We start from the raw sequence: 25,486 nt of genomic DNA on the forward strand, positions 1-25,486 counted from the left end.
GCCGACCTTGGCCGGTGCGCAGTGCAGTCACTGCTGCACGCCTGTGCCGACCACGCTGGATCGCAGTGTTGTCGCCCGCGTTCACCGGGTCATGCTGGCACCGATGCAGGAAACGGCACCGAAGGTCGGCTGTCTGATCGCTATCGACTGCGTGCGGTCGGGCTGTCCACTTCGATCCCCTGTCCGCGGAGGACCGGCACCAGTCTCCGCTCGATCCTGCCCAGCATGCGCAGGCGACTCATGGTCGCGTTGAGTTCCGAGTCCGCGGCGGAGTTCGACGGCGCGGCGGTGGCGACGCCGAACGCCGCACGGAACCGTTGCCACATCTGCGGAAGCGTGAGGAACATGCCTCGCTCGAAGTATGTTTCGCCCTCACGGCGTGGATCCTTGTCTTCGGTGATGCGGCTGACACTCGGCAGGGTCTCGTCGAAATCGGAAACGTGCGCCGCGTAGATATAGTGCTCGATCTCCTTTTCCGGGCGACGTTTGCTGAATGCCTGCTCGATGAACATGTCGACCCTGGAGATCTTCGGCCGCTCTCTGTCGAAATCGAATCCGTGCTCTTCCTTGGTCTCTCGTGCGGCGGCGCGGAACGTCGATTCGATGTCGACGTCGTAGCCACGGGCCAACAACGTTTCGATCACCAGCATGTGCAACCGATCGAGCTCGGCTTCCCGTCTCTTGCGAGGGTCTGCGAGGTAATCGAAGCCGCACAGGTCCGGTTCGATACCGAAAGTTCTTAGGAGCTCGACGAGTTGCCGCTTCTGCCCCAACTCGACCACCATGTGTGCGCCGTCCTTCTGCGCAATGGCGTCCTGCGTTCCCTTCGGTAACGTCGGGACCGCAATGCCGACCGGATTGGTCTCGATCACGGCGTAGTAGAGAGTCGGCGGACTGGCCGAACGAGGGTCGAGTTGCGGCACGTCGATGATGTACTGCCGCTCGCGACCGCCGCGGAGCGCAGGATCTCGTGCTCTGCCGACTCGCCCGTCCGCGTGCTGCACAAATGTCACCGGGCTCGCGGAGTTGGCGATCATGTACGCCAAGAGACCGCAGGGGCGGCCATTGGGGAGGTCGGGATAGCCGGTGAAGCGGGAAAGGATCGCAATGATCTCTTGCTGCCTGGGGTCCGACCGCTCCTGCGCCGTCATCGCACGGTCACCTCAGCGCACCGCACGGTTCCGCGGTTTGCGACTGCCTCGGAGACCACCGAAACCTCAACGGACACTGCGCTTTACCTTTCTTATCCGTGTCGAGCATCGGTCCATGGACCTGTTGGACGCGCTTCGGTAAACAGTGCTCAGATAGGTGTGCCACCCGCATCGGTAGAGGCATTCGTATCGGCGGTCTTTCGGGGCATCCGCTACGGCGAACTATCGGTCGCTTCGCTGTGAGCACGGTCCGGAGGTCGGACGGTAGATTGACGCGGTGGACGGTGCACGGCGACATTACGAGTACGTCGGCCCTGCGGACCTGCTGGCCGAGGTGCGGCCCGGTGGTACGGGGCAGCCGATCGAATCATCTGTCGACCTGGTGACCTGGCTAGCTGCGCAGCACGCCGATGAGTCGACGGAGCCCTTCACCTACATTGTCGGTTTGGACGGTCTGCTTCGGCTGGCGCCGAGGCGCAGCGAACACGTCGTTTGTGCCGGCGGCGCAGCGGTTTTGGGCGCGGGTGAAATCGCCTTCGAGCTCCGGCGCGGTGTTTGGGTGGTGGATTCGATCAGCAACCAGTCGACCGGCTACTGCCCGGACCCGGACTCCTGGTTCGCGGTCGCGGACACCCTCGATCTCGCCGGCCTGGCCCATCCCGGTCAGTTCACCGACCCGGTTGTGTTCCGCTCCTGCCCCCACTGCCGGCAGCGGAATCTCGTCAAAGACGAGCACTTCTACTGCGCCGTCTGCGATACAGAACTCCCACGCAAGTGGAACTTCGATCCACTCGAATCCCACTAAGTGACACGGCCGCACGGCTTAGTCACGATCACTACCAGCTCGGTTCGCCTTCGCTTGTCGGTCCTGCCGCGTAGGGTTTGCCAGGCTGGATCGTTAATCCACTCAAGGGTTTCGCGTTGTCCTTCGAACGTTTCGTTGCGAGTGAACTACCAGGGTGAAGGTCGATCACAGTTCGTAGTGCCGCGCGGCTCCAGGCCGACCGGTGGACCGGTGGACCGAAGCTGTCCGAGCTGCTGGCTCACATGGCCAGGCCGGTTGGTCCCCAGCATTAGTGGGTTGCGGTGACGGCGGTTTTCGGGTGGGTGCCGAAGACGAAGGTTAGTTCGGTGCGGCGGGCGATCTCCAGTTTGCGGTAGACGCGGGTGAGGTGTTGTTCGACGGTGCTGGTGGTGATGTCGAGGGCGGCGGCGATGTCGCGGTTGCGTTTGCCGTTGGCGGCGAGTTCGGCGACTCGGCGTTCGGCGGGGCTGAGGGTGTCGGGACCGTTGGGGTGGGTGCTTAGTCGGGAGATGGGTTGTCGGGGGTGATGAGGGCGGTGGCCGAGTAGGTCGTGGAGCAGGGTGTCGGCGCCGCAGGACTCGGCGAGGCGGGTTGCCTCGCGGATCAGCATGCGTGACTTGTCGTGGTCGCCGACGGCGCGGTGTGCGGCGCCGAGTTCGCCTAGGACCGTGGCTAATTCGAGGTCGCAGCCGCCGGATCGGGCGATTGCCGTGGCGTCGCGGAGCAAACGCACGCGTTGGTACCGGTCGGCGGTCGCGGCGAGCAAGCGCAGCGATACGCCGCCGGTGCGATGCTGGCTCGCGGCGCCGAGCAGATCGAGATGACGGGTCGCGACGGAGCGGGCATGCCGGGAGTCGCCCAGCGCGAGGTGGGCGGCGGCGATGTCGTTGCGCCACGGCACCAGCCAGGGAAAGTCCATGTGCCAGCGGCGCATCAGGTATCCGCAGCGGCGGAACGTGCGCAGCGCCTCGTCGGCACGCCCCACGGCAAGCTGGTGGTGGCCTTGTGCATGCAGGTAGGGCAGGCCGAACCGGGATTCGAACATGGCTCGGGGCACGGGTCTTTGGAGTTGTGCCTCAGCGTCGGCGTGCCTGCCTGCCAGGGTGAGCGCGCGCACGAGCGCCGCGATCGGGGTCCCGATCCAGACGCCGAGATGTTCGGCGGGAACATGATTCAGCGCGAGCACCGCATCATCGGCCGCGGCCCGCACATTGCCTTTGCGCAGCATGGTTTCCGCGCGCAGGCCGGCGAAGATCGACTGCCAGGTCGGAGCCTGACGCGCCTCGGCCTCGGCCAGCAGCGAGTCGCACCAGGCCGCCGCGGTATCCAACCGGTCGGTGTAGATCAGGCAATGAACCGCCGCCGCAAGGGTTTCCACTGTGCTCGAGGCGAGCCGATGGCAGGTGAGCAAACGCTGGGCGAGGGTGACTGTTTCGTCGAGCGGCCGCCCGGTGAACAGGCCGGTCAGCAGTTGCGCGCCGAGTACGTGCGGTGACGGTCGCGCCGCGATCGCCGGACGCCGCCGTGCCTGCGCCGCCAGCAGCCGCTGATGCCGCTGTGCATGTGGCGGATGCGAGGACCGCAGCCACGCACACAGGAAGTCGACCTTGGGCGTCGCCTCGTCGAGGCGACCGCAATCCAGTTGGCCGAGAGCCTGATCGGCATGCTGCACCTGGCCGTGCCAGAGCAGGAACATGACGGCGGAGGGTAGTCGCGCGGTGGGCACCCGGCCTGCGCGAACGGCCGCGCGCACCCGGGTGTAGTTCCGAGTTCGATTCGACGGACTGATCCGCCATTCGGCGCGCACCAGGCGGATGGCGATCGCGGCGCGATCGGCGGGGTCACGCGTCGCCCGGTAGGCCAGCTCCAAGAGATCCACCGCGCGGTCGATCTGGTCGTTGGCCAACGCCTCCGCTGCGGCGGTGAGCAGCACCTCGGCCGCCCACGGGTAATCGGCGGCACCGGCCGCGACCAGCTGCTCGGCTACGGTAGTTGCAGGAAACCCATTGTCGTGCAACAGCTTCGCGGCACGACAGTGCAATTCCCTGCGGACCTGCGCCGGGGTGTCACGCAGGATTCGAGCACCGATGTCGAGATCGAACAACGCCCGCGCGGACGATCCGACGGCCAGGCGCCGTACGGCCGTCCGCACCGCTGTCTCGTCGGCGGCGAGCAGTTCAGCGACCAAGCCGACCGTGCTGGCGTTGCCAAGCACGGCCATGGCCTGGCCGACCTCCGATTGCGAGATCTGCTGGTGCATACCCGAGCTCCCTTCGTCGACAAGGTGTGCCCGACTGTGGAAGGGCACCATCGAAGAGAGAAACTCGGGTGCACTGAAGATGCGGCATCGTCGCAGCAGGGGCGTTTCCGGATGCCCCATTGATCCAGCCGGTGCCAATAGCGTAGGTCGCCGACGGCGACCTGTCATCGAATCCCGGCAACAAGATCGCCCGCACAATTCCGACGCGAATGTCGGAATCCAAGTAACATCAACGTCTTTCGCCTATTGAAACACCTGCCGCGCTCACCACGGCCGTCGGCTGCGGATGGTAGGCGAGACAGGCTGCCGCGGCTTCGTCGGCGGCCAGGAACAGCACGGTGTCGGCCGTGCCGAGCACACCGTATTTCCGGGCGTTCAGATACGCGTGGACGGGCGCCGCCGTGTACGGATCGCCGACCGCCGGGGCGAGACCGACCACCGATTCCGTTTGCAGCCGCAACGTTTCGGCAAGGCGCGCCCGGAATCTGGGCGCTGGGGCCGGTGCGAGCAGCACCGCTCGTCCCTCGGCGAAATCATCGTCGTCGAGACCTTCGTCGTCCATGCAGTCACGCACCGTCGACGCCGCGAGCTCGATCGGATCCGCAACGCCGTGCCGAACGCGCATGGCCGAGCGGCCGTTCGCGCCGACGGTACCGAGGTCGACCCAGGCGGATGGGTCAGCCTGCCCGTCGGTCTCCTTGGTATGCAGTCGACCGAAACCGCCTGCGGCGGGGGAGTTTCCGAGCAGGATCGCGGCGGCCCCCGTGGTGTAAGGGAATCCCGCGACGTAGCGCTCGGTCGACGGGTGGGTATCGCCCGCCACGAGCAACGCGTACTCCACTTCGCCGGTGACCAAGAAGCATTCCGCGGCGGTGATGGCGTGCAGCAGGCCGGTCGCGCCGTGCATCAGGTCGAACGAGAACGCGGGTACCCGGCCAGGCTGGTATTCCAGACCCATGCCGATCCGTTTCTGTATGAGTGCCGACACCGCGGGCTCGGAAATGTTGTCATCCCGGAAGACGCCCACGTTGATCAGCATGCCGACCTCGTCGACGGAAACATCCGAGCCGGCCAGGCAGCCACGGGACGCGCGAGCGGCCAGCTCGAAGTAGCTGCCGGTGTCGAGATCGGTGTTCGCCGCGGCCGCGACAATCGTGGTACCCATGGCTCAGGCCTCCAGACGCGAGACGGTGGCGGCGAGATAGCCGGAGACGGTCCCGGACGCCGCGGGAAGCATCAGGATCTTCGATCCTTTGGGAATTTTCTGCTGCCCGAGATACTCGTGCAGCACCAGAAAATGCGAGGTCGACGCGGTATTGCCGTAGTCATGCAACACATTCAGGGTCTGCGGCATCGGCGTGCCGAAATGCTGCCCGGTCAGTTGCCCGATGTAATCGATGGCCGGTCCGCTGAATTGATGATTGATCCAATAGTCGTATTTCTCGCTCTCCCAGGTGCGCCCGGTCTCCTTCAGGAAGGTGTCGATGCGGTTGATGGCCTGCATGTACCTGTCCTCGCTCTGCATGGCGCGGTTGTCGGTGTAGAGCGCGATGCCTGCGGACTGATCGCTGGGCATGCCGAGGCAATGCTCAGCCCCGGCGGCGGCGGTCATCAGTTCGACGTAGTGGATTTCGTCGTGGTCGTCGCCGCGATCGTCGAGCACGACGGCCACCGCCGCGTCGCCGACGGTCAGTGCCGCGAATTGCGGATCGTACGGCTTGCTGATCTCCCGCACCGCGGTTTCCGCGATCGGCGTGATCTGTTCGCCGCTGACCACCAGACCGTTGCGCACCACTCCCGCCTTGATCATCCGATCCAGCACAAGCACCCCGGTCATCATGCCCGCGCACGCGTTCGAGACGTCGAAATGCCGGGCCGACGTCGCGCCGATCTCGTTGCCCAGCATCAGCGCGAATGCCGGTGCGTAGCAGAAGATCTCCTTACCGCGCGTGCGGGTGATGGAGGCCGAGATGATGATGTCGAGTTCATCCGCCTGGTAGTCGGAATGTCGCAGACAATCGTCGATGGCCCGGAGCGCCAATGCGAAAGACGATTCATAGCGGTCCGGATGCGAGTCGTAGACCCGCCGATTCTTGATCCCCGTGATCCGCTCCAGATCCAGTGACCTCGGCACGGCCAGGCTGTCGATCAATTCCTCGGTGGAACGGACGGTTTCCGGAGTGTACGAGCCGATCGACTCGAAACGCGTACGCTGCATTGCCCCTGCTTTCTGCAGATCAGTCGATGACAAACAAGTTGTGTCGCTTGGACTTCCGACAACGTTGTCGCGGACTGCATACAGCAACTGCGCCTAGCCGGTTGGCTCGACCAGGGTCGCGCTGACCTCGCACAGTTGCTGTCCGAGCGCGTCGTCCTGCGCACGACGCGACGGAGTCTTGATGCGGTTCTTCTGGAAATAGGCGCCGGTGACCCCGTCCACCTCGGGATCGGTCGCGAGATAGGTGAGCGCCCGACCGCCTTCCTCGACGGTGATCATGAACAGGCGCTTGGCCAGTGCGACCACAGGCTGCCCGAACCACGGCAGCGAATCCCAGATCCCGGTCGCCACCGCGCCGGGATGAAAGGCGTTGACCGTCACGCCGGTTCCCTCGAGGCGGCGCGCCAATGCCTTGGCGTAGAGGATATTTGCCAGCTTGGATCGGCTGTATGCCTGCTCGCCCGAATATTTTCGCTGCAAGCCGAGATCGTCGAAATCCAGGTTGACGCCGAAATGCAGTACCGACGAGGTGAACAGGATGCGCGAGGGGGCGCTGCGCACCATCAGATCGGTGAGCAGTTCGGTGAGCAGGAAGCCGCCGAGGTGATTGACCGCGAACGTGGTCTCGATGCCGTCCGCGGTCTCGACGCGATCCTTGTGATAGCCGCCGGCATTGTTGGCCAGCACATCCAGTCGGTCGTATTGCGCCAGCACGCTTTTGGCTAGCTGACGGACCGAATCCTGCGAGGCGAAGTCACATTCGAGGGTGTCCACGCCGCCCGCGCCTGCGGCTCGAACCGTCGCCGCCGCATCGGCCAGCTTCCGCGGATTTCGTCCGACGAGCACCAGTCGATGTCCGCTCGCAGCGCACTGTTGTGCGGCCGCGAGGCCGATACCCGATGTCGCCCCCGTGATCAGGATCGTCTTCATAGCCGACCACCCTGCCACACGGTTTCGGGTGGTCAGGGTGACCGAACTGAGGTCACCGTGGGCCTGAAAGACGCTGCACGGGAACAACATTTGCGGAATTCCGCAGGTCGGGCGTGGTCGGCTCGACTCGCCCGAGATCAGCCGATGCCGCCGCGAGCTGAGATGCGTGGCTAGGGGTAGGGGGTAATAGGGGGTGCGCCCGTGAGCCCGGCGCCAGGGTATGCGCTCGTGTGTCACCCTCTAGGTTCCCATCGCACCGGTACTTGAAAACCCGATACTGGCCGCCTGCCGGTGCCTTGGCGGTCGCGCCTGGGTGCCTGGCTGATGTATCGCGGGTCGGACACCGAGGCGAGGAGTCGGTGGCAAAACAGTAGAGACCGGTCGGTTGCCATGGCTGAGAAGGCGTCGAACCGCGCCTAGCATGCCGACAGTGAGTTCGTTGTCAGTATTCGTTGCCATCGCGGCAGTGGCGGTCTTCGCACTACTAGTCGGCCTCTGCCTGTTCGTCACCGGCGGCCGGAACAGGTTGAGAGACGATCCCGGTGCAGATCGACGCCAGGTACACAACGTTTTCCGGCGGCCAGGGAGCGACAGGCTTTGGACGCCTGATTGGCACAGCGCTCCCGAATCGCCGTTCACGGTGGCCGCTGCCGAGGACGTTGTGTATCACCCTCGGCATGCCTACTGCTCCCCGATGAACTGTCCGTGCCTAGCGTCCGCATACGAGACATTGGCTCGCAGCGAGTCGTTCGATTCTTGATCTGTGCTGGTCAGCGCAACGGCCTTGCCGCGCTGCTTTTGCGGGATCGGGCCAGCTTATTGAACGCCTGGCGGAGCTGGACGATTCGGATTCCGCCGGCCACAGCCATGACCAGTAGACCAGCGACGGCGGCGATCAGGATCGCGACCCCGACCGGCAGGGCGAAATGCCATCCCAGGAAGCCGAACCGAACGCTGGTCGTGTTCTGAACTACGAAAATCAAGAGCACCACAAGGAATGCACCGCCAGCCGCCAGGCTCACCCAGATGCTGCCTGCTCTGGTCCGGGAGACCCCGGTCGGCGTCGGTGGTCGGGGCGGCGGTGGTTGGATCGTCGGTGGTTGGGGCGGCGGTGTGCGCGGGTCGTCGTGGTGTCCTCGGTGTGCAGACGGCTTACCCTGCTCGGCAGGCTCCACGATGGTCTCCTCGGTTTGCGACGCCAGCGAACTTTCGGGCGTCATGTGTTGTCGTCATGCGGGCTTCCGCTCTAAGGGAGTAGCCCACTTATCGAAGCTGAACCATCCCGGATCATTCGGTCGCTGCCACCCGAACGAAAAGGGCTCTGCACACCGTCGCGACGTTCGACCTGGCCGAGGACGGAGTGACCTATCACAGCTGCGGGGATCGCTTGCGGCGCAACACGTCACCGAACGTGTGGGTCACTTCAGGCAACATAAGATGTTTCGCTGCTTACGGTTTGGGGTCGCCGCGCCACGAGGCGCACTCGGAGTCGCCGCGGCGCGAGTACGAACCGGGGCGCGATCCGGACTTGTTCTTCGGTGACCTGTTCGAAGCGCCATCGCCTCGCGAGCGTGGCCAGTGCGAGGGTCGCCTCAGCGGTGGCGAGCTGGTCACCGATGCACCGGCGGGCGCCTGCGCCGAACGGGACCAGCGCGTCTCGCGGTGGTTGGGCAAGGTGCCGATCGGGGTCGAAACGTTCGGGAGCGGCATGAAGGTCGCCGCGATGATGAATGAGGTATGGACTGCACACAACAGTGCTGCCTGCCCGAATACGGTGTCCGCCGAGCTCGGTATCGGTTGTTGCCACCCGGGTGAGGAACCAGAGCGGGGGATACAGCCGCAATGTTTCGACGACGACGCGTCGGGTCAGTTCCAAAGCCGGTAGATCGGCGGCGGTCGCCGCATGATCGGCGAGGACCGTATCGGACTCGCGGCCGACCCGCTCGGCGATATCCGGATGGCTCGCCAGCAGATGGATTGCCCACGCCAGCGCGACCGCAGTGGTGTCGACCGCGGCGATGAACAAGGTCACCACCTGGTCGCTGAGTTCCGTCGGCGACAGCGCCACGCCGTTCTCGTCGCGGACCTCGGTCAAAACAGCGTGGATGGTGCTGCGGTCGGCAGCGAGGACGCTTCCGGTGCCGAGAGCGCGCAGACGTGCCATGGCCCGGTGGTAGCGGCGCTGTCCCGGTGTCGGGAGACTGTCCAGTAGGCGCGGGACGAGGATGCGCCGATAGGTACCCGACATGAAGACATCGAGATCGCGAGTGATCTGAGCGAGCTGGTCGGCGGGAAGTTCGGTGGCGAACATTGTCGCGCAAGTGATTCGAGCTGTGAGGGTGTGCATGACGGCTACCGCGTCGACTGTCTCGCCATGCCGCCACGTGCGCGTCACCGCCGCGACCTGCTCGGCCACCACGTCGGCGTAACCGGACACCAGTTCGCGGCTGAACGCGGGGTTCAACTGCCGCCGCTGCCCACGGTGGTCCGCGTGACTGCAGGTAACCAGGCCGTTGCCTGCCACCATTCTGGCGCGCGCGGCGAGCGCGCCGCCCTTGTCGTAGGTCCGGTCGTCGACGAGTACTCGTCTGGTCAACTCTGGATCGCAGACCACGAACGCCTGCCAAGGACGGAGCCCGATCGGGACTACCGCACCGCGAGCGGACAACTCGGTCAAGCCTGCCAGCGGATCTCGTGCCAAATGGCAGGCAATGCTCAGGGCATTCACAACGTGCTCTTCTCGATTCGGCGTCGAACTTCGACTTCCGGCTGCTACTTCTTCACGGCGAGTATTGCCAGCTGCCTGGTGTCCGGGTGCAATGCGTGCGCGTGGAGGTCGAGGTCCCGGCGAAACTGGATCACTTCCTTGTCGAGCACGGTCAGCCCGGCCGCGCTGAGCCAATCGATCGCCGCCGACTCCTCGGACCAGGAAATGTGGTGCCCTGGTATAGGATCGGCTACCTCGATGGGAAGTGAGAAGATGAAATGCGTGTCCGCCGCCGCACTGTCCACGTATCCGCGTAAAGTCTCAGTCGGCTGTAACGCGTGCTCTATCGAATCCTGAAAGATGTAGACCGGATAGCCTGACGGCAGTGCATCGCGGTCCATGTTGTGCTCGATGAGCTTGACCGAACTACTCCAGTCCGGCCGCCAGTGCTCCAGCACCGACATCGCGAACTCCAAGCTTGCGTACTCGAATTCGCACAGGGCGATCTCCGTGGTACGCGCGGCAAGGAGGTGTTGTACATAGCGTTGCGGCGTACCGAAGCCGATGTCGCACACGGCAGTTGGCGCTAACCGTTCGAGGAAGCCGAGCACGACATCCTGTCGCCGGTCGTGCCAGTTTCCTGGCACGTAATTGTGCAGATGCATCGCCATTCGAAGTGTCGTCGACGAATACGATTCATTCGAATAGTTCATGATGGCGAGATCGTAGAAGAGCCAGGCCTCGACGATCTGCTGCCGGGTGATCGAATGCCTGCGCTGGAGATGAGCTATTTCGGCACGAATTTCCGGAATTTCGAATAAGGACTCGACAAGCTTCGTTGCTTGTTCTTTATATTCCATCTTGCTCTCGATCGTTCGCTGCCGGGATCGGACTGCGGCACGCCACCGCGATCGGTAATGTCGGGCTCCGTTGCCTGCACCAAGACGAGCTTCGGCGTCTAGGCAGTGCACGCGCATCGGTAGCTGGAGGTGCCGCCTAAGGTGCTCCCACCGCCGATGGACATGTCATGTACCTAGAGGTGTAACGGAAGGAGCGTTACCCTTGGCGGGTGGTCATAGCGGACAAGGTGTTCGACGCATGAATGAGCCGCGATCGCTCGGGCAGCGCGCTGCCTTCCTGGATCACCTCGAAGCCAATCTCGGCGCCATCACTCCGATCGCGGAATCGCGGCCCGCCGTGGGCGATTACGGCTACACGCTCCTCGCCGCGCACCTGGCCGATCCGGGTGTGTGGTCGGTGGTCACGGACGGTGTGCGGTTGCACCGAATCACCTCTCTGCTGCCCGAGGAATTCAGCTGCTCGCTACAGGATGACCAGAGCCACCACGCGCGGTACCTGGTGGATACGACAGCGTCGCAGGCCGTGGCGAGTGGCCGCGGACTCGACTACGACCAGGTCGTACTCAGCGATCGACCATTGCTGGCTGGGACGGACATCTGCGGGCTGCTCGCGTCGCCGAGTCCGTACTTCGGCGCTACGTTCGACCTCCAGCGCGACGCGGACGGCGACCCCGTACTACAGGTGATCACCCTGATCCCCGTGACGAGGGCGGAGGCGGAATTCGTCGAAGCCGCCGACGCGGAGGAGCTTTACGATATCTGGCGCGAGGCCCGCACCAACCTACTGAATGTGCATCGCGAATCCGCTCTCTGAACTGGCGCGCATTTCCGCTGTCGATCGGCGGTCCGATGAGTGCTCGTAGCGGCCGCTGTCGACCGCTACGAGCGAGTGGTCGCTACTCCTTGGAGTAGTCGGTGCTCAACCAGCGCTCGGGGCGCAGGCGCACGAGCAGCGAGGTCGGGGTGAGGTTCTGATCGGTGAAGGCTTTACCCTCGGCCTCGCCCAGGTATCGGACGGCGATGGCTGTCACGACGTCCGCGGTGGCCTGCTCGATGCCGGTCACCGTGCCCTCGACGGTGACGTACTTGTACGGCGGCTGCTCCACCTGCACGGTCAGCGAGAAACGTCCCGCAGCGCGGATCAGCTTTTCCTTGACCGATCCGGTCTCGGTCCAGATCAGCACCTCGCCACCCGGCTCGTACCCGTACCAGATCGGCACCGCGAGCGGCGCGCGATCCGCCCGTTCGATCGCGATCACCCCCACGTGTAGGTCGGCAAGAAACGCCTCACGTTCGTCGCTGGTCATCTTCGCCATGGAAATCCTTCCGGTCGGTGACACACGTCATACCGGCAAACCATCCGCAAGGCAGAAGTATTTCGCGGTAGTCATCGGCGTTGTCGTCCGCACCGAAGTCATTGAGCTGTGGCTACGCTGGCCTGCTGTCCAGGCGCGCAGCCTGAAGCGTTTCCCGTGGCTGAGAAGTCGGTATCGCATACTCGACTATTTGTTGATGGTCGCAGAGTCGGAGTCGCCTCTGGCAGTGGGTTCTTGGTTCTGCGATCAGTCAAAGGTGTTGTTGCACTGCATGGTCAGAGCTCGGATCGGGTGCGGCGACTGGTAGCGGCTCGGTACTGGAATCGAGGCAAGTGTATGCATCCCAAGCTCTGGTTGCTTGGTAGGTTTCTGGCGGTCGGTGGACATGTGTTGCAAGAGAAGGTGATTCGGCCGAAGGCGCGGACGGTCGACGATGTCCCCATCTCCGGTGCGACGATCACTTCCGAGTGGTTGACGGCCGTGCTGTGCCGCGACACTGCCGGTGCGGAGGTGCGTTCGTTCGAAGTCTTCGATGGCAGCCATGGCACCTCCACGCGGGTGGCGCTTCGAGTCGAGTACAACGAGGCGGGCGAGCAGGCGGGGTTGCCCCGCGAGCTGTTCGCGAAGACCAGCACCTCCTTGCGTCAGCGCATGTTGCTCGGCGGGGCACGGGTGATCGATGGAGAAACCACCTTCTTCATGACCTTTCGTCCTCTGGTAGAGATGGAGGCGCCGAAGGGGTATTGGGGTGCCTTCGATCCCGGATCGTGGCGATCCATTGCACTCATGGAGAACGTGGCCGTGACTCGCGGCGCCGAGTTCATCGAGCCGAGTGTTCCCATCACTCGCGGGCAGGCAGAGGATCTGGTGCGCAATCTTGCGCGGCTGCACGGCACGTTCTGGGAGCATCCATCGATTGCGGCACTGCATACGCCGAACGAGATGCTGATCGCGGTCCGCTCGGCGATCGACATGAAGACACGCAGTGTGGTCGGTTTGAAACGCGCCGAGGCAGTCGTGCCTGCGGCGCTGCATGGCGCGGGTGAACGGTTGTGGCTCGGTGTCGAGCGTGCACTGGACATCGCAACCAACGACATGGCGCCGACGTTGCTGCACGGTGATCCGCACATCGGGCAGACCTATGTCACGAGCGATGGCCGGATGGGGCTGGCTGACTGGCAGGTTGTCATGCGGGGTGGTTGGGCCCACGATTTCGCATATACCGTCAACTCCGGGTGTGAGCCTGAAGACCGGCGCGCATGGGACCGTGCGCTGCTCGAGGTGTATCTCGACGAACTCGGACGCGCTGGGGGAGTTGTGCCGTCGTTCCCCGATGCGTGGCTGGCCTATCGTCAGCAGTCGATGTTTGCCTACGCCGCGTGGGCCTTCACCATCGGCAGAGCCGCTTACCAACCCGAAATGCAGTCTGTCGAAACATGTTTGACGCTGATGCGGCGGATAACGACTGCGTTGGATGACCTCGATTCGCTCGGCGCGTTGGGCGTGTGACGCATCGTCGTCCCGATGGTGGGAACAGTGTCGTGCTGAAGACACCGGATCAGTGGTAAACCCCCTGCGCCGCATTCGACAACAGGGAGCCCGCCACTTGAATACGCCGCTGTCTCCGTCCGACCTGACCGTCTCGGGTTCGCTGACGGATACAGGCGAACCGCCCGTACGTCTGTATGCCCCCGAATTCGCCGCTGATCCACATCGCGTCTATCAAGCATTGCGCAGCAAGTACGGGTCCATGGCTCCGGTTGAGCTTGCGCCGGGTGTCCCGGCCACGCTTGTGCTCGGCTACCGGACCGCGCTACAGATCCTCAACGATCCTGATCGCTTTCCCGCCGATCCCCGAATGTGGCAGCGGGACATCCCTTCCGACTGTCCGATCCGTCCGATGCTCGAGTGGCGACCTGTCGCGAGTAGAAGCACCGGGCTGGACTTCTTGCGCTACCGGCCACCGACCACCGACAGCATTCAGGCCGTCGATTTGTACGCGTTCCACGACACCGTGGAAGCGATCGCCCTCCCGCTCATCGACGGCTTCTGCCGGGACGGTTCGGCAGAACTCATCCGCCAGTACGTATTTCCACTGGTTTTCCAGGTGACGAATTCACTGCTCGGTTGCTCACCGGAGATCGGCCACAATCTGGCAGCCGCGGTCGCCTCGATCGTCGAGGGCGTCGGCGCCGCCGCCGAAGCCGGCAACAAGCTACTGAGTGCGACGCTCGCACAGTTGGTGACGCTGAAGCAGGAGCACCCACACGACGACATCACGTCCATGCTGCTGCAGCATCCCGCCGGATTGACCGCGGAAGAGGTAGCCCAGCACGTCGCCCAGATCTTCGGCACGGGAATCGAATTCCTGCTGAACTTGATCGTGAACACCTTGCTGCTGATCCTCACCGACGAGCGTTTCGGCGGCAGCGTCGTTGGCGGCGCGTTGAGCACTCGCGACGCGCTCGACGAACTGTTGTTCAACGACCCACCGCTGGCGAATCTCCTGATCACCTATCCACGTCATCCGATCCTCATTGATCAAGTCTGGCTGCCCGCCCATCAGCCGGTTGTCATCAGCATGGCGGCCTGCAACACCGATCCGGCAACGCGAGGTGGCGATCTGTCGGGGAATCGCTCGCATTTGGCTTGGGGAGCGGGACAGCATGCGTGCCCGGCGCAGTCATTGGCCTACTTGATCGCCCAGGACGCAATAGACCAATTGCTGGACGCCTTGCCGGACGTGCGGCTGGATCCGGCCGCTGGCGCGCCGACCTGGCGGCCGGGTCCGTTCCATCGCGCATTGACAGCCCTTCCGGTCGTCTTTCCCCCGACGGACCCGCTGGCTGTGGGCTTCGAACGGTGAATGTATAGGCGCACCTGATGGTTCGGAAGCATCTATTCGGTCAAGCTGGTCACAAATTCGTCGGCCTCGGGGCGGAGTGATCGGGGTGTTGATATTCGGTGTCGTCAGGAGAATTCAGTGTCAACTTCCCTAGCGGACAAAGTGGCCTTGGTGACGGGGGCGTCTCGCGGGATCGGTCGTGCGACCGCGCTCGAGCTCGCTGCGCAAGGTGCGGCGGTGGTGATCGGCTACCGGACCAATGATGGGCTGGCCAAGGCAGTGGTCGACAAGATCGTCGGCGGTGGGGGCAAGGCGATCGCGGTCGGCGCCGACCTGTCCAGACCGGCTGAGGTCACCAGGCTGTTCGACGAGGGCGAAGCGGCCTTCGGCACCTTGGACATCGTGGTGGCCAACGCGGCTGACGCACTGATCAAGCCCCTTGTCGACTGCACCGAGGCGGACTACGACCGGATCTTCGACGCGAACACCAAAGGCGTGTTCTTCTGTTTGCAGGAGGCCGCCCGACGGCTGCCGGATGGTGGTCGGATCGTGGTCACCTCGACCAGCGGCACTCGGCTGTTGTTCGACCAGTTGTCGTTGTACCTCGGCAGTAAGGGCGCGATTGAGCAATTCGTCCGGGTGCTGTCCCGCGAGCTCGGCGAGCGTCAGATCACCGTCAACGCCGTCTCGCCCGGATTCACCGACACTGATCTGCTGCCGGACCGGGATCGGGAGGTAGCCGCAGGAATGTCCGCGTTCAAACGAGTCGGCCAACCGGAGGACGTCGCCGAGGTGATCGCGTTTCTCGTCGGCGAGCGTGCACGGTGGGTGACTGGGCAGAACATCGTCGCCGCCGGAGGCGTCTGCTGAGAATCATTCATGCAGTCCCGGGTCCTGCAAAAATCTCCGCTATCGGGGGTGACTCGTCCTGCGTGAATGGTTTGTGCGCTCAGCAGGATGGCCTGTTGTATATGCGCAACCGATGGCTCGGCATCACCTATTCGGTCAAGCTGAACGCGAAGTCGTTGACCTTGAAGCGGGGTGGTCGAACCCGTGACGGACAGGCCAATGAACACTGAAAGGACCCAGCGCATGCGCAAAATCATCGTCACCAACATCATGTCCATCGACGGCTACTACGAGGGCCCCGGCGGCAACGTCATGGCGTTGCCGATGGACGCCGCCTTCGACGGCTACAACCTCGAACGCATCAGCTCCGCCGACACGGTAGTTCTCGGCGGCAACTCCTACGCACTCTTCCAATCCTTCTGGCCGCACGTCGCCACCGACGCGTCCGCGTCGGCCACCAACCAGGATTTCGCCAAGCGCTACAACGCAATCGACAAGGTGGTCATCTCCGACCATGCTGAACTACCGTCGGCCGACCACCCGTGGGCGACCAACACTCGCATCGTTCCTCGGGCCGAAGCCGACGCAACCCTCGAGGCGTTGAAGTCCGAAACCGGTGGCGACATAGTAATTTTCGCTAGTCGAGTCCTCTGGAACGCCCTCATCTCCACCGGCCTGGTCGACGAACTCCACCTCATGGTCGGCGCCACTCCGCTCACCGACGGCACCCCACTCTTCACGACCCGTGTCGAAGGCCTGCACCCCGTCGAAACCCGTACCTTCCCCGGCTCCGCCAATACCCTCATCCGATACCAACTCGCCCACTGACAAAGCGACGGGGTGCAGAGGAGGTATCGGCGGCCGGATCGAATCCGGCCGCCGATACCGTCGCATGGGTGGCTGTCCGGCGAGCTCGGCAACCATCGGTGCGAACCGTCCGGTGACGCCGACACGGCCAGATCGTCTGTCCGCCGTGGAACAGCTTGTCTGCCAATGGTTGTCGGTGTCGATGTGCCGCAGCCAGGGCTGGGACACGTCACTGTCGATGCTTTTGCCTGCGCGGCCGGCGGGCGGCCGCTTGAGCGACCAGGTTCTGTGTGTCGGCGGGCGCGAAGGTGGCAATGTCGACTCGGGAGTTGATCAGCAGTTTGCTGAATATCGAGGCGATCTGGGCATCGACCGTTTTGAACGAGCTGCCGCGGCTCGCTGCGATCTCGGCATTGGTCCAGCCCCCAGCGGCGAGGATCGCCACTTCGAGTTCAGCTGTCGACAACTCGTTCCACAGGGAAGGTTGTGTTTGGCGCGCCGGGTGGTCGCGCTCGAGCTTGTGCACCGAAAGGGTGCCCAGCGCCAGTCGCGCAACCTCATCGAGTTCGGGTCGAAGCAGTGAGCCTTCACGGTCTGCTATGTCGAAAGCCTTCTCTCCGAGCACATCTCGCGCAATCGCGATCGCTTTGTCGGTTTCGGTCGCGAACGGTCCGAGGTTGGTGATGTCCACGCCCATCTGTTGCCGCATTGTTCGGGCGCCTCCGATGAGGGTCGCGATTTCGGTGGCTGACTTGAGCACCGAGTTGGGCTGATTGCCGTGTTTGGTGCGTGTATCGGCGACCAACCGTGCCAACGTCCATGCCCGGATATGGACGGCCCAGACGGCTCCCCACCGGTCTCCCATCGATAGTTGATTCGTCAGCGTGGTGCGCCCCAGCGCCACTGCCTCCCGCGGGTCACCATGCTTGGTCAGCGTGATCACCCAGGCCAATGCGGCCCACGACTGGGCCCATCCAGCGCCGGATCGAGTGGCGCGGTCCAGATAGCCTCGGGCGATATCGACTGCTTGTTCCGCTGTGCCGAGCAACCCGGCCGCGAGTGCCTGGAACAATTCACTCATTGCTGCGCTTCCGCGATCTCCCGCTCCGAGAAAGCGCTTGCGTGCGCGCGCGAGGACCAGCACCGACCGCGGATCGCTCGCGAAGAGCAACTCGGTGCCCCATGCGAAGTCGACAGGTGCCGGCAGTCCTAGGTCTGTGGTGGGATCGTCACGCCAAGTCGCGTGGACAGCGGTATCCCCGCAGCACGTGGCGATGCATTCGTCGAGCATGCGTGCGGCGTCGTCGTGCATGCCCTGACACATGGTGACCCACGCGGTCAACGCAAGCGCGGTGGTTTGCAGTTCGACTGGCTGTGGGTCGAGGCTTCGAGTGGCTTCCAACGCGCGTGTCGCCCAGCGACGGGACTCCCGCAGGGAACCCAGGAAGAACGGCAACCGCAAAGCGATCAACCCTGCGGCGATCTCGAGTCCGATGATGGATTCGCTTGGCGTCGTGAGGCTGCTGTCCATGGCAATGAGCAGGTTGTCCCACGCTGCGCGAGCCCAGTCCAGTATTTCGTGTTCAGCTGGACTGAACCACTCGGCTTGGGCGCGAACGACCTTGTCGCGGTAGTAGCGACGGTGTTGCCGGGACAACCGCTCCGCCTCCGCGCCTCCGGAGCGTTCACGCAGTCGCAGTTGGGCGAAGACGCGCATGCTTTCCAGCAGGGAATATCGGATCGTGTCCGGTGTTATGTGCGCCGTGACCAACGATCGGTCGACCAGGCGCTCGAGCAACCCCTCGATCTCCGCGTTCGTGATGCCGCCGTTGCCGGCATCCGCGCAGACCGCCTCGATTGCTTCGAGCTCGGCGCCTACCTCACGCCCAGACCTCTGGTTGTTGTCGTGGCTGCTGTCGTAGCCGGCCGCGAAGACAGACATCCGTTCGAAGAGCAGTCGTTCGTTGTCCTGGCACAAGTCGAATGACCACGCGATGACATCGTGGATGCCCCAATGCCTTTGATCGGCGCCGACTTGCGGACCGTGCGACCAACTCAGCCGCCGGTCGCCGTCGGTGCCGCTGAGATCGCGCAGGATCATCGGCAGCGGTTGGCGCCGCAATCGGGCCGCGGCGAGCCGGATGAAGAGAGGATGGTTGTGCAGGTGTCGGCAGATCGACTCGGCCAAGGCGTTGTCATCACCTGAGATCGACTGACCGGCCAACTCCGCGCGGGCGCGGAACAAGGTCAGTGCTTGTGCCTGTGACAGTGCTGGGACAGGTATCAACTGCTCGTCGACCCAGCCGATGGCTTCCCGGCTGGTGGCCAGTACCGTCAGCCCCGGTACTGCTTCCAGCAAGTCACCGATCACCTGTCCGGCGCTGGCCAGGATGTGCTCGCAGCTGTCCATGACGAGGATCTTTTGCGGGTTGCGGCTCGAGCTGTCGTTTCTGGAGAACGTATCAATCAAGGCGTCCCAGCTCGATCTATTGGAGAAGTCGATATCGATTATCGAGCGGGCGAGTTCATCTTCGATCGCCGTTGTGCCCGATCCAGCGGGAAGGCGGGCCAGGCGCACCCAATGGATCGGTACAGTCCGGACTTTGTTGTAGCGGCGGGCAGCCTCGGTCGCCAGGCGGGTCTTGCCGATGCCGCCGGACCCGACGAGAGTTATCAGCCGTGTCGACGACAAAAATAGTGTGGCGATTTTTTCCAGCTCGCGCTCACGTCCGACGAAATCGCTGGTTGCCATGGGAAGTGAACCTCTTACGGGTTGACGTTGGCCTGACACAGCGGGCAGATTAACCAGCAGATCGGTGACACGGCAATCGAATCGCCGTTTATACGCCATTCTACCGACGTCTGGCTGCTACCTATCGGCTGGATCGCGAGCAGCAACGTCGCGCCGGCTCATCATCAGCGCTGAGCGGTGTCTTCGTGCTCCTCGGTTGGTAGCAGCCTGGCTCGGCGGTCGCCATGCCGGTGGCTGTCGCGGTTCCTGAACACGACTGGTGACGGACAGGAATGAAATCGCGGCGGACCGAGCCGAACCACGCTGGCGAGGACAGAGGCTAATTCTGCCGCCCTTGTGTTTCCACATCTGGATTCTCCTCCAATATTTGTCGTCTCCGATCGAAAGCATGCTGCCAGAACGCTATCGGATTATTGATGGTCGGTGGTCCTTCAGGCTGATCGTCGGATTTTTCCATCGTTTACGTCCTCGCCTGTTGAGTTTGATTCGTGTTGTGAAGTGAGGTTCCGTTGTTTCGCCGGCGGCACCCTCTTCCTGGTCACATCCCTTGACCTGGTTGCATGCGGGGTCAAGTCCGTGGTGCCACGAATGATTGCTGGAACCTTGTGTGGTGGGGCTTTTCCACTGCCCGGGCTTCGGATGACGACGGATGGGCACCCGCTCTCGTTCGTAAGCGACGTGCCGCCTCTCGCCTGACGTCGAGTCGATCAGCTTCTGGAATGAAGCGGACGATGTCGCGTCGCGAAGAGACCGCCAACTTGGACCGCACGGCTGCCATCTGGGCACGAACAGTGCCAGCCGATGTGCCACGCCGGGCCGCGATCGCCTTGTTCGTCCAACCTGCCGCGGCCAGCAACGCAACTTGTTGTTCTGCTTCGGACAGCCGGTACCACCGCGGATCGCCGGAGGCCCGGTGCGTGCGCGGCTGTCCAGGGCGGCTGTCCGCATCACCCATTTCCATTGCCATACGTTCCAGCCCGTGTCGTTCGAGAGGCAGTAGCGCGCCACCGTCGCGTGCGGACTCGAAAGCCTCGTGTCCAAGTACTTCCTGCGCCAACAGCAGGGCTGCCTCGGTCTGTTCGGTGCAGTCCGCAGGGCTGCAGACGTCGATACCGACGTTGACGCGCAATGTATCGAGCGCGCCGGTCAGCCAAGCGATTTCGGCCGAGTCGGCGCCGCGAAGCGGGTCTGCGTCCGTTCGCATCATCACTGTCCGGGCCAGCACCCACATCCGAAGCGTTGCCATCATTGTCACGCCCCACTGGTCACCGACGGCTGTCAGGTAGGCCGCCCATCGTTTGATACGGGCCAGCACCATGGCACGGTCGTCCTCGATCAGGTAGACCGCGCCGAGCAGATCGGCCCACGCTATTCCCCAGCGGGATTTCGCCGCGACGGCGCGCGCACGGAACTGCTGTAGGAGATCGGCGCCCCGTCCGGTGGCGTCGAGTTGTATTGCCGCAGCGGTCGCCGCCAGGTCGCATCGAGCAGCGAAGCCTCGGTGGCCGTCGCACTGAAATTTGTCTCGAGCACGAGTCAACACCGCGATCGCGGCGGCGTCCTGGTCGACCATCCAGAGTTCGTACCCCCAGGCGAAGTCGACGGCCGCTGGCAGCCCGATATCAGTACGCGGGGTGGCACGCCACTGCAAGCGATCACCAGGTGTGAGATCGCAGGCGCCGACGAGCTGTTCCAGCAAACGTTCGGCCTCATCGTTGTGGCCTTGGCACAACGCATTCCACGCCAGTAGGGCCGCAGCATGGAGTTGCCACTTCGTCGGTGGTGCAACGAGCAAGCGAGTACCGCTCATGGCGTGTTCAATCCATCGTTGCGTTTTCCCCAGCGACGGCATACGGGCTGCCGGCAGAGCCTGCAGAGCGACACAGATCTCCAGTCCCAGCGCACTGTCGGCGGGTGTACGAAAGCTCGTGTGCATCGCGATCAGCACGTTCGGCCAAATAGACGGAATCCAGTCGGCCAGCTCGACTTCTCGCGGCCCGAACCAGTCGGCCGCAAGGTCGGTGACCTTGTCGTGGTAATAGCTCAGGTGCCTGCGCAGCTGATCACCTGCCTCCCAGGCTGGACGATTCCGGAGGCGCTGCATGGCGAAAACCTGTGTGCATTCGAGCAATCCGTACCGCGCCTGGTTCTCCGAAATGTGCACGTGCACCAGCGCCTTATCCACCAAACGAGCGAGCAGGTCGCCGATGTCGTTGCGGGACAGCCGAGCTGAGGTATCGGTCGCAGATCCGCCGTAGGGCAGATCAGCGCAGACAGCCTCGATCGCAGCCAAGCTGACCCCAACCGAGTCGTCGGAAGTGGCATGCTCAGCAGGCCCGATTCCGCTCGGAGCGAACACGGACAGACGCTCGAACAGCAGGCGTTCGCGCTCGCTGCACAGCTCGTACGACCATGCGATCGAATCCCCGACGCTGCGGTGTCGTCCCTCCGCACCGACGAGTGATGTGCTCGACCATCGCAGCCGCTGGTCGACGTCGACCTCGCCGTTCAACTCGGCCAGGATGCCGCGAAGCGGGCGGCGCACCAGCCGCGCTGCGGCCAATCGCAGGTAGAGCGGATTGTCGTGGAGGTGACGGCAGATCTCGGTCGCCGTCTCGATCTGGTCGTCGGAGAGCGGGTGATCGACAATTTCGGCCCGATGCCGAAACAACGCCAACGACTCCCGCCGCCGCAGCGGCGGGACAGGTACCACCTTTTCGCCGATGATCCCGATTGGTTGACGACTCGTGGTGAGCACGGTCAATCGCGGCAGTTCGTCCAGTAGGCGGGTGAGGACTGAGGCGACGGCGACGCGGACGTGTTCACAGTTGTCGAGGACCAGTACTTGCGGCGATCGCTCGGTTATCGCGTTGGTGTCGGCGAGTGCGTCGACGATCGCACTCCACGCCGAGTGCCCCGAGTTGCCTGCGTTCGCGACAGCACTACCGATCTGCTGTTCGACCGCGGCAAGGTCGGCATCTCGTGTCAGCGACGCGAGTCTCACCCATTTCACCGACGCACCGAAGGCCTTGCGGTATCGGCGGATCGCTGCGGCCGCGAGCTGTGTCTTGCCGATCCCGCCTTGGCCGGAAAGGGTGATGAGCTGGCCTCTGTTCATCAACAACTGGAGCACGGTGTCCAGCTCCATGTCACGGCCTAGGAACCCGACGCTCACCACGGGCGGTTCGATCGTGTGGTGTCGGGTTTGGTCCGACATCTCGTCTTCAATCCCTTCGAAGCGTCGGTGATGATCAGGTTCGTGCGGCGCTGTCATCGCGGCGATGGCACGGCTTCGGCGAGGTGCGCGGCGATGGCGGGGGTAGTCACGCACGCACTCCGCGCCTCCATTTCCGCAGGTTCTGGCCAGCCGAACGGCCATTGTCCGGCACGACCCGGGTCTTGCGGCAAGGCCCCCAGTCGGCTATAAATTGAAGTGGGAGGACACCGGATTCTCATCCCATTCAGGTCTTTCTTCCCCAGATCCCGTCTTCACGGTCTCCGAGCCGTTGCACGATGTCTGTCTCGCGTATCTACCGCAGCGCCAGATCGGGGCAGACGCTTCCGTCTTGTCCTCGTCACGAACGCGCCGTCAGGTTCCGGGCGATCCTTGTGCGAGGGGGAGAAACAGCGGACCGCTTGTCTGTTGGACAGGGCCAAGTCCTCGACCAGCGCAATGTCCAGGCGGGGCGCCGGAGGTCTCAGGGGAACGGCGTCGGTGGGGTTGGCACATCGGCGAAACTTTATCGAGCGAGCCATCCTGAGTGCATCCGGATCGTCATCGGTGGCGTTACGAATTGAGGGAATGGAATACCTATACCTTCCATGACTAAGCGCATGGTGATGATTCGCCACAGAGTGGTTCCGGTAGCGATTTCACGCATGGCACTCAGCGCTTCCTTATGGGCGCTGTGCAGGCTGAATGCATATCGTAGCGAACGATCGGTAGAGAAGCTTTTAGGTGTGATGTTCCTGCACTACCTATACATTAATAATACTTCCCATTCGTGGGGAATGGACGAAAATGTTTCTCGACGGATTCGCCGAGGTCGGCGGTGGCCGCGGTACGTGCCGATCGAGCCGTCGGGGATTCGTGGCCGCACGAGTTGCGCAGTCGGGTGTATATGCGCACCCGATGGCCAGGGGCTACCTATCCGTGCAAGCTTGTAGCAATTAATTCGGGCTGGAGGAGTGTGCGTCGATCACGATGGATCGATTCGCAAATGCTGTGTGTTCGTGGGATGCGTCGAATGCCGGTGATGACGTTCGTTCGAGTGGTGGTGTGAGATCGCGGTCGAGGTTCGATCTCTTTGGCGTTGGCTTTTCGATGTACAGAAATGCAGGCTGTTTGCGTTCGTCCGCCGAGACGGTCGTTGCGCGCTGGAGGAGTCGCCGTGAGCGATGAGGTTCGGCTGGATCCCGAGGCTTTGCGGCAGGGCAGCGCTGACTTGACCGAATTGAGCGACCGTGTCGGTCGCACCCATGCCCTGTTGCGCCATGGCGAGCTCGATGCGGAGGGTTACTGGGGCAGTGACGATCTCGGCGCGGCCTTCGCCAGGGACTTCACTCCACACTTCGATCAGTTGCTGGCCAATATCCAGGCGTTGCAGCAAAGCTTGCGTGCTACCGGCGAGCACATCGCGAACGCCGCCAACGACTTCGTATCCCAGGATCTCGAGGGTGCGCATCGAATCCGTCGGGCGGCTGAGGAACCGTCGACATTCGAGAACGGAACGCAGAGACAACCGCACTCCGCAGCCGCGCGGCCCGTGCCGCCCGGCCGCCAGGGAGCGCCTGAGAACCGTTCTGTTACAACGGCTTCTGTGCCCGTCGCGGCGGACGCCGGGGCGCAAGCACCCGCAGTTTCCGATCCGGGTCCACTGTCGCGATCCGCAACACCGCAGGCGCGGCCCGTTGGGCCGGTTGCAGCGCAGAAACCGGCAGCAGCGGATCCTCGTATGCAGCGACCCGATCTGCCGAGGAGTTCAACGCCTGCTGGGGATCCTGGTCGCCGGCCCCGGCCCGCCGAGGTGGCGCCCAGTCAGCCGAAGGTGACTTCGCCGCCCACCGGGCGGGATGTGCCTCGTATCGCCCCCACCGCCGGTTCTAGCGTGACACCCGCGCGAGATCCGAGATATGTCGGCGGTGCCAACCGCGCAACGCCGTGGGCTGAACCGCCGTCGCGAGTGCCTCGTGGATCCGCGTCCAGCGACCAGCCTCCGGCCAGCCCTCGCTCCGACGTCCCGTCCCGTTCGCCGCAGGCGGGTCAGCAGCGTAACCCTGCTCAGCGACGCAAGAGGGAACGGCCGACCGGCGGGCGGCGGGCATCACCGGTTCTTGCCTGGTTGGTACGGGCACTGGCTGATCGGCACAGCGTTGCCGTCGTTGGGTTCGACCTGCAAGGCCTGCAGGAAACGCCTGTGCGCCAGTTCGTGGCGGCGGTGGATCGAGTACTCACCGACTATCCGATGATCGAGCTCGACGTCGTTTCGGTGGCGGAACTGGGCGATGACACCACCGTGCAGTGGCAGCGGGAGTGGCGTGATTCCACCACTGTCCGGTCGATCACCCTCGATCGACGGGTCGCCTGCTCGCTGCATGGCGACACCGAAACAGAGCCAGCGGGAACCGGTTTCGATGATATGGCGATCTATCGGGCGACGTTGGGTGAACTCGGCCTTGCGCTGAACGACGCTGGAGGCGGGGTAGCCTGCAAGTCCGCCCAACGCACTCTTGTCACCGCGTACTTCCGCGAGGTGGCCGGGCGATACACAACACTGGCCGAGCTGCTGGGTGGATATCGGCGTTGGCGGGCCGAGCTGTTCAGCGCGACCGACGAGCACGGTGGCTTCGATACGCGCCGTGCCTTGGGTGGCGCGTTCGCTGATGTTGTGCTGAATGGTGCACAAGCGACTGCGCCGGCGAAGGCTCTCCATGGAGCGCTGGTCGATGCGGCAACCTTGTCGGCTGGCCGACGCGAATGAGCGAA

19 protein-coding genes and 1 pseudogene are annotated in these 25,486 nt (G+C 63.7%); 8 read left to right on the forward strand and 12 right to left on the reverse strand.

The genetic code is table 11. The features are described from left to right. Positions 1–140: 140 nt before the first annotated feature. On the reverse strand, positions 141–1,151 hold the full coding sequence (locus ACGFNJ_RS42325; RefSeq protein WP_393461994.1) for a hypothetical protein: 1,011 nt from the start codon (positions 1,149–1,151) through the stop codon (positions 141–143). Between the two features lie 277 nt (positions 1,152–1,428). On the opposite strand from ACGFNJ_RS42325, the gene ACGFNJ_RS42330 reads away from it, so the two are divergent. Next, the gene (locus ACGFNJ_RS42330; protein WP_393461996.1) at positions 1,429–1,956 is read left to right on the forward strand and encodes a hypothetical protein; all 528 of its coding nucleotides are present in this window, start codon (positions 1,429–1,431) and stop codon (positions 1,954–1,956) included. A gap of 268 nt (positions 1,957–2,224) precedes the next feature. On the opposite strand, the gene ACGFNJ_RS42335 is transcribed toward ACGFNJ_RS42330, so the two are convergent. The 7 genes from ACGFNJ_RS42335 to ACGFNJ_RS42365 all read right to left on the reverse strand — a co-directional run bounded on the left by ACGFNJ_RS42335 (position 2,225) and on the right by ACGFNJ_RS42365 (position 11,048). Then, positions 2,225–4,216, reverse strand: a complete 1,992-nt coding sequence (locus tag ACGFNJ_RS42335) for a LuxR C-terminal-related transcriptional regulator (protein WP_393461998.1) — start codon at positions 4,214–4,216, stop codon at positions 2,225–2,227. Positions 4,217–4,445: 229 nt separating this feature from the next. Then, the gene (locus ACGFNJ_RS42340) at positions 4,446–5,381 is read right to left on the reverse strand and encodes a hypothetical protein (RefSeq protein ID WP_393462000.1); all 936 of its coding nucleotides are present in this window, start codon (positions 5,379–5,381) and stop codon (positions 4,446–4,448) included. Positions 5,382–5,384: 3 nt separating this feature from the next. After that, positions 5,385–6,434 carry a 3-oxoacyl-ACP synthase III family protein gene (locus ACGFNJ_RS42345; protein WP_393462002.1) on the reverse strand — a complete coding sequence of 350 codons (1,050 nt, stop codon included), beginning with the start codon at positions 6,432–6,434 and terminating at the stop codon, positions 5,385–5,387. Between the two features lie 93 nt (positions 6,435–6,527). After that, on the reverse strand, positions 6,528–7,364 hold the full coding sequence (locus ACGFNJ_RS42350; protein WP_393462004.1) for an SDR family oxidoreductase: 837 nt from the start codon (positions 7,362–7,364) through the stop codon (positions 6,528–6,530). 770 nt (positions 7,365–8,134) lie between these two features. Then, the gene (locus tag ACGFNJ_RS42355) at positions 8,135–8,386 is read right to left on the reverse strand and encodes a lipopolysaccharide assembly LapA domain-containing protein (RefSeq protein ID WP_393462006.1); all 252 of its coding nucleotides are present in this window, start codon (positions 8,384–8,386) and stop codon (positions 8,135–8,137) included. A gap of 401 nt (positions 8,387–8,787) precedes the next feature. Further along, positions 8,788–10,092 (reverse strand): cytochrome P450, encoded by a 1,305-nt coding sequence (locus ACGFNJ_RS42360; protein WP_393462008.1) that lies wholly within the window; start codon positions 10,090–10,092, stop codon positions 8,788–8,790. 44 nt (positions 10,093–10,136) lie between these two features. After that, positions 10,137–11,048 (reverse strand): hypothetical protein, encoded by a 912-nt coding sequence (locus ACGFNJ_RS42365; RefSeq protein ID WP_393462010.1) that lies wholly within the window; start codon positions 11,046–11,048, stop codon positions 10,137–10,139. 121 nt (positions 11,049–11,169) lie between these two features. On the opposite strand from ACGFNJ_RS42365, the gene ACGFNJ_RS42370 reads away from it, so the two are divergent. Next, positions 11,170–11,745 (forward strand): suppressor of fused domain protein, encoded by a 576-nt coding sequence (locus ACGFNJ_RS42370; RefSeq protein ID WP_393462012.1) that lies wholly within the window; start codon positions 11,170–11,172, stop codon positions 11,743–11,745. An 82-nt stretch (positions 11,746–11,827) separates the two neighbouring features. Here ACGFNJ_RS42370 and ACGFNJ_RS42375 read toward each other — a convergent pair whose 3' ends face one another. Beyond that, complete coding sequence (locus ACGFNJ_RS42375) at positions 11,828–12,247, reverse strand: TIGR03618 family F420-dependent PPOX class oxidoreductase (protein ID WP_393462014.1); 420 nt, start codon at positions 12,245–12,247, stop codon at positions 11,828–11,830. Positions 12,248–12,727: 480 nt separating this feature from the next. Here ACGFNJ_RS42375 and ACGFNJ_RS42380 point away from each other — a divergent pair, with 480 nt between their 5' ends. The 4 genes from ACGFNJ_RS42380 to ACGFNJ_RS42395 all read left to right on the forward strand — a co-directional run bounded on the left by ACGFNJ_RS42380 (position 12,728) and on the right by ACGFNJ_RS42395 (position 16,769). Continuing rightward, positions 12,728–13,756 (forward strand): phosphotransferase, encoded by a 1,029-nt coding sequence (locus ACGFNJ_RS42380; protein ID WP_393462110.1) that lies wholly within the window; start codon positions 12,728–12,730, stop codon positions 13,754–13,756. 97 nt (positions 13,757–13,853) lie between these two features. Next, positions 13,854–15,113 (forward strand): cytochrome P450, encoded by a 1,260-nt coding sequence (locus ACGFNJ_RS42385; RefSeq protein WP_393462016.1) that lies wholly within the window; start codon positions 13,854–13,856, stop codon positions 15,111–15,113. 117 nt (positions 15,114–15,230) lie between these two features. After that, positions 15,231–15,962: an SDR family oxidoreductase gene (locus ACGFNJ_RS42390; protein WP_393462018.1), complete on the forward strand. Its 732-nt coding sequence runs from the start codon at positions 15,231–15,233 to the stop codon at positions 15,960–15,962. Between the two features lie 222 nt (positions 15,963–16,184). Then, the gene (locus tag ACGFNJ_RS42395; RefSeq protein ID WP_393462020.1) at positions 16,185–16,769 is read left to right on the forward strand and encodes a dihydrofolate reductase family protein; all 585 of its coding nucleotides are present in this window, start codon (positions 16,185–16,187) and stop codon (positions 16,767–16,769) included. A 208-nt stretch (positions 16,770–16,977) separates the two neighbouring features. Here the strand turns inward: ACGFNJ_RS42395 and ACGFNJ_RS42400 are convergent, their stop codons facing one another. Together ACGFNJ_RS42400 and ACGFNJ_RS42405 are read right to left on the reverse strand one after the other, a co-directional pair. Then, positions 16,978–19,500: a LuxR C-terminal-related transcriptional regulator gene (locus ACGFNJ_RS42400; protein ID WP_393462022.1), complete on the reverse strand. Its 2,523-nt coding sequence runs from the start codon at positions 19,498–19,500 to the stop codon at positions 16,978–16,980. A gap of 568 nt (positions 19,501–20,068) precedes the next feature. Continuing rightward, entirely contained in the window at positions 20,069–22,012 is a 1,944-nt protein-coding gene (locus tag ACGFNJ_RS42405; RefSeq protein ID WP_393462112.1) for a LuxR C-terminal-related transcriptional regulator, read from the reverse strand. A 78-nt stretch (positions 22,013–22,090) separates the two neighbouring features. Between ACGFNJ_RS42405 and ACGFNJ_RS42410 the strand changes: the two genes are divergently transcribed. Beyond that, entirely contained in the window at positions 22,091–22,285 is a 195-nt protein-coding gene (locus ACGFNJ_RS42410; RefSeq protein ID WP_393462118.1) for a hypothetical protein, read from the forward strand. A 36-nt stretch (positions 22,286–22,321) separates the two neighbouring features. On the opposite strand, the pseudogene ACGFNJ_RS42415 reads toward ACGFNJ_RS42410, so the two are convergent. Then, positions 22,322–22,879 (reverse strand): annotated as a pseudogene (locus tag ACGFNJ_RS42415) (hypothetical protein); the annotation flags it as partial. A gap of 1,012 nt (positions 22,880–23,891) precedes the next feature. On the opposite strand from ACGFNJ_RS42415, the gene ACGFNJ_RS42420 reads away from it, so the two are divergent. Further along, the gene (locus ACGFNJ_RS42420; protein ID WP_393462024.1) at positions 23,892–25,481 is read left to right on the forward strand and encodes a hypothetical protein; all 1,590 of its coding nucleotides are present in this window, start codon (positions 23,892–23,894) and stop codon (positions 25,479–25,481) included. The last annotated feature ends 5 nt before the right edge of the window (positions 25,482–25,486 follow it).

The organism is Nocardia sp. NPDC049149, assembly GCF_043197455.1.
Lineage (GTDB): Bacteria > Actinomycetota > Actinomycetes > Mycobacteriales > Mycobacteriaceae > Nocardia.

Coding starts and splice junctions, on each gene's coding strand:
- ACGFNJ_RS42325 (WP_393461994.1), bottom strand. CDS start 1,151: ATGACGGCGCAGGAGCGGTCGGACCCCAGGCAGCAAGAGATCATTGCG.
- ACGFNJ_RS42335 (WP_393461998.1), bottom strand. CDS start 4,216: ATGCACCAGCAGATCTCGCAATCGGAGGTCGGCCAGGCCATGGCCGTG.
- ACGFNJ_RS42340 (WP_393462000.1), bottom strand. CDS start 5,381: ATGGGTACCACGATTGTCGCGGCCGCGGCGAACACCGATCTCGACACC.
- ACGFNJ_RS42345 (WP_393462002.1), bottom strand. CDS start 6,434: ATGCAGCGTACGCGTTTCGAGTCGATCGGCTCGTACACTCCGGAAACC.
- ACGFNJ_RS42350 (WP_393462004.1), bottom strand. CDS start 7,364: ATGAAGACGATCCTGATCACGGGGGCGACATCGGGTATCGGCCTCGCG.
- ACGFNJ_RS42365 (WP_393462010.1), bottom strand. CDS start 11,048: ATGCGCGTGCACTGCCTAGACGCCGAAGCTCGTCTTGGTGCAGGCAAC.
- ACGFNJ_RS42370 (WP_393462012.1), top strand. CDS start 11,170: ATGAATGAGCCGCGATCGCTCGGGCAGCGCGCTGCCTTCCTGGATCAC.
- ACGFNJ_RS42375 (WP_393462014.1), bottom strand. CDS start 12,247: ATGGCGAAGATGACCAGCGACGAACGTGAGGCGTTTCTTGCCGACCTA.
- ACGFNJ_RS42395 (WP_393462020.1), top strand. CDS start 16,185: ATGCGCAAAATCATCGTCACCAACATCATGTCCATCGACGGCTACTAC.
- ACGFNJ_RS42400 (WP_393462022.1), bottom strand. CDS start 19,500: ATGGCAACCAGCGATTTCGTCGGACGTGAGCGCGAGCTGGAAAAAATC.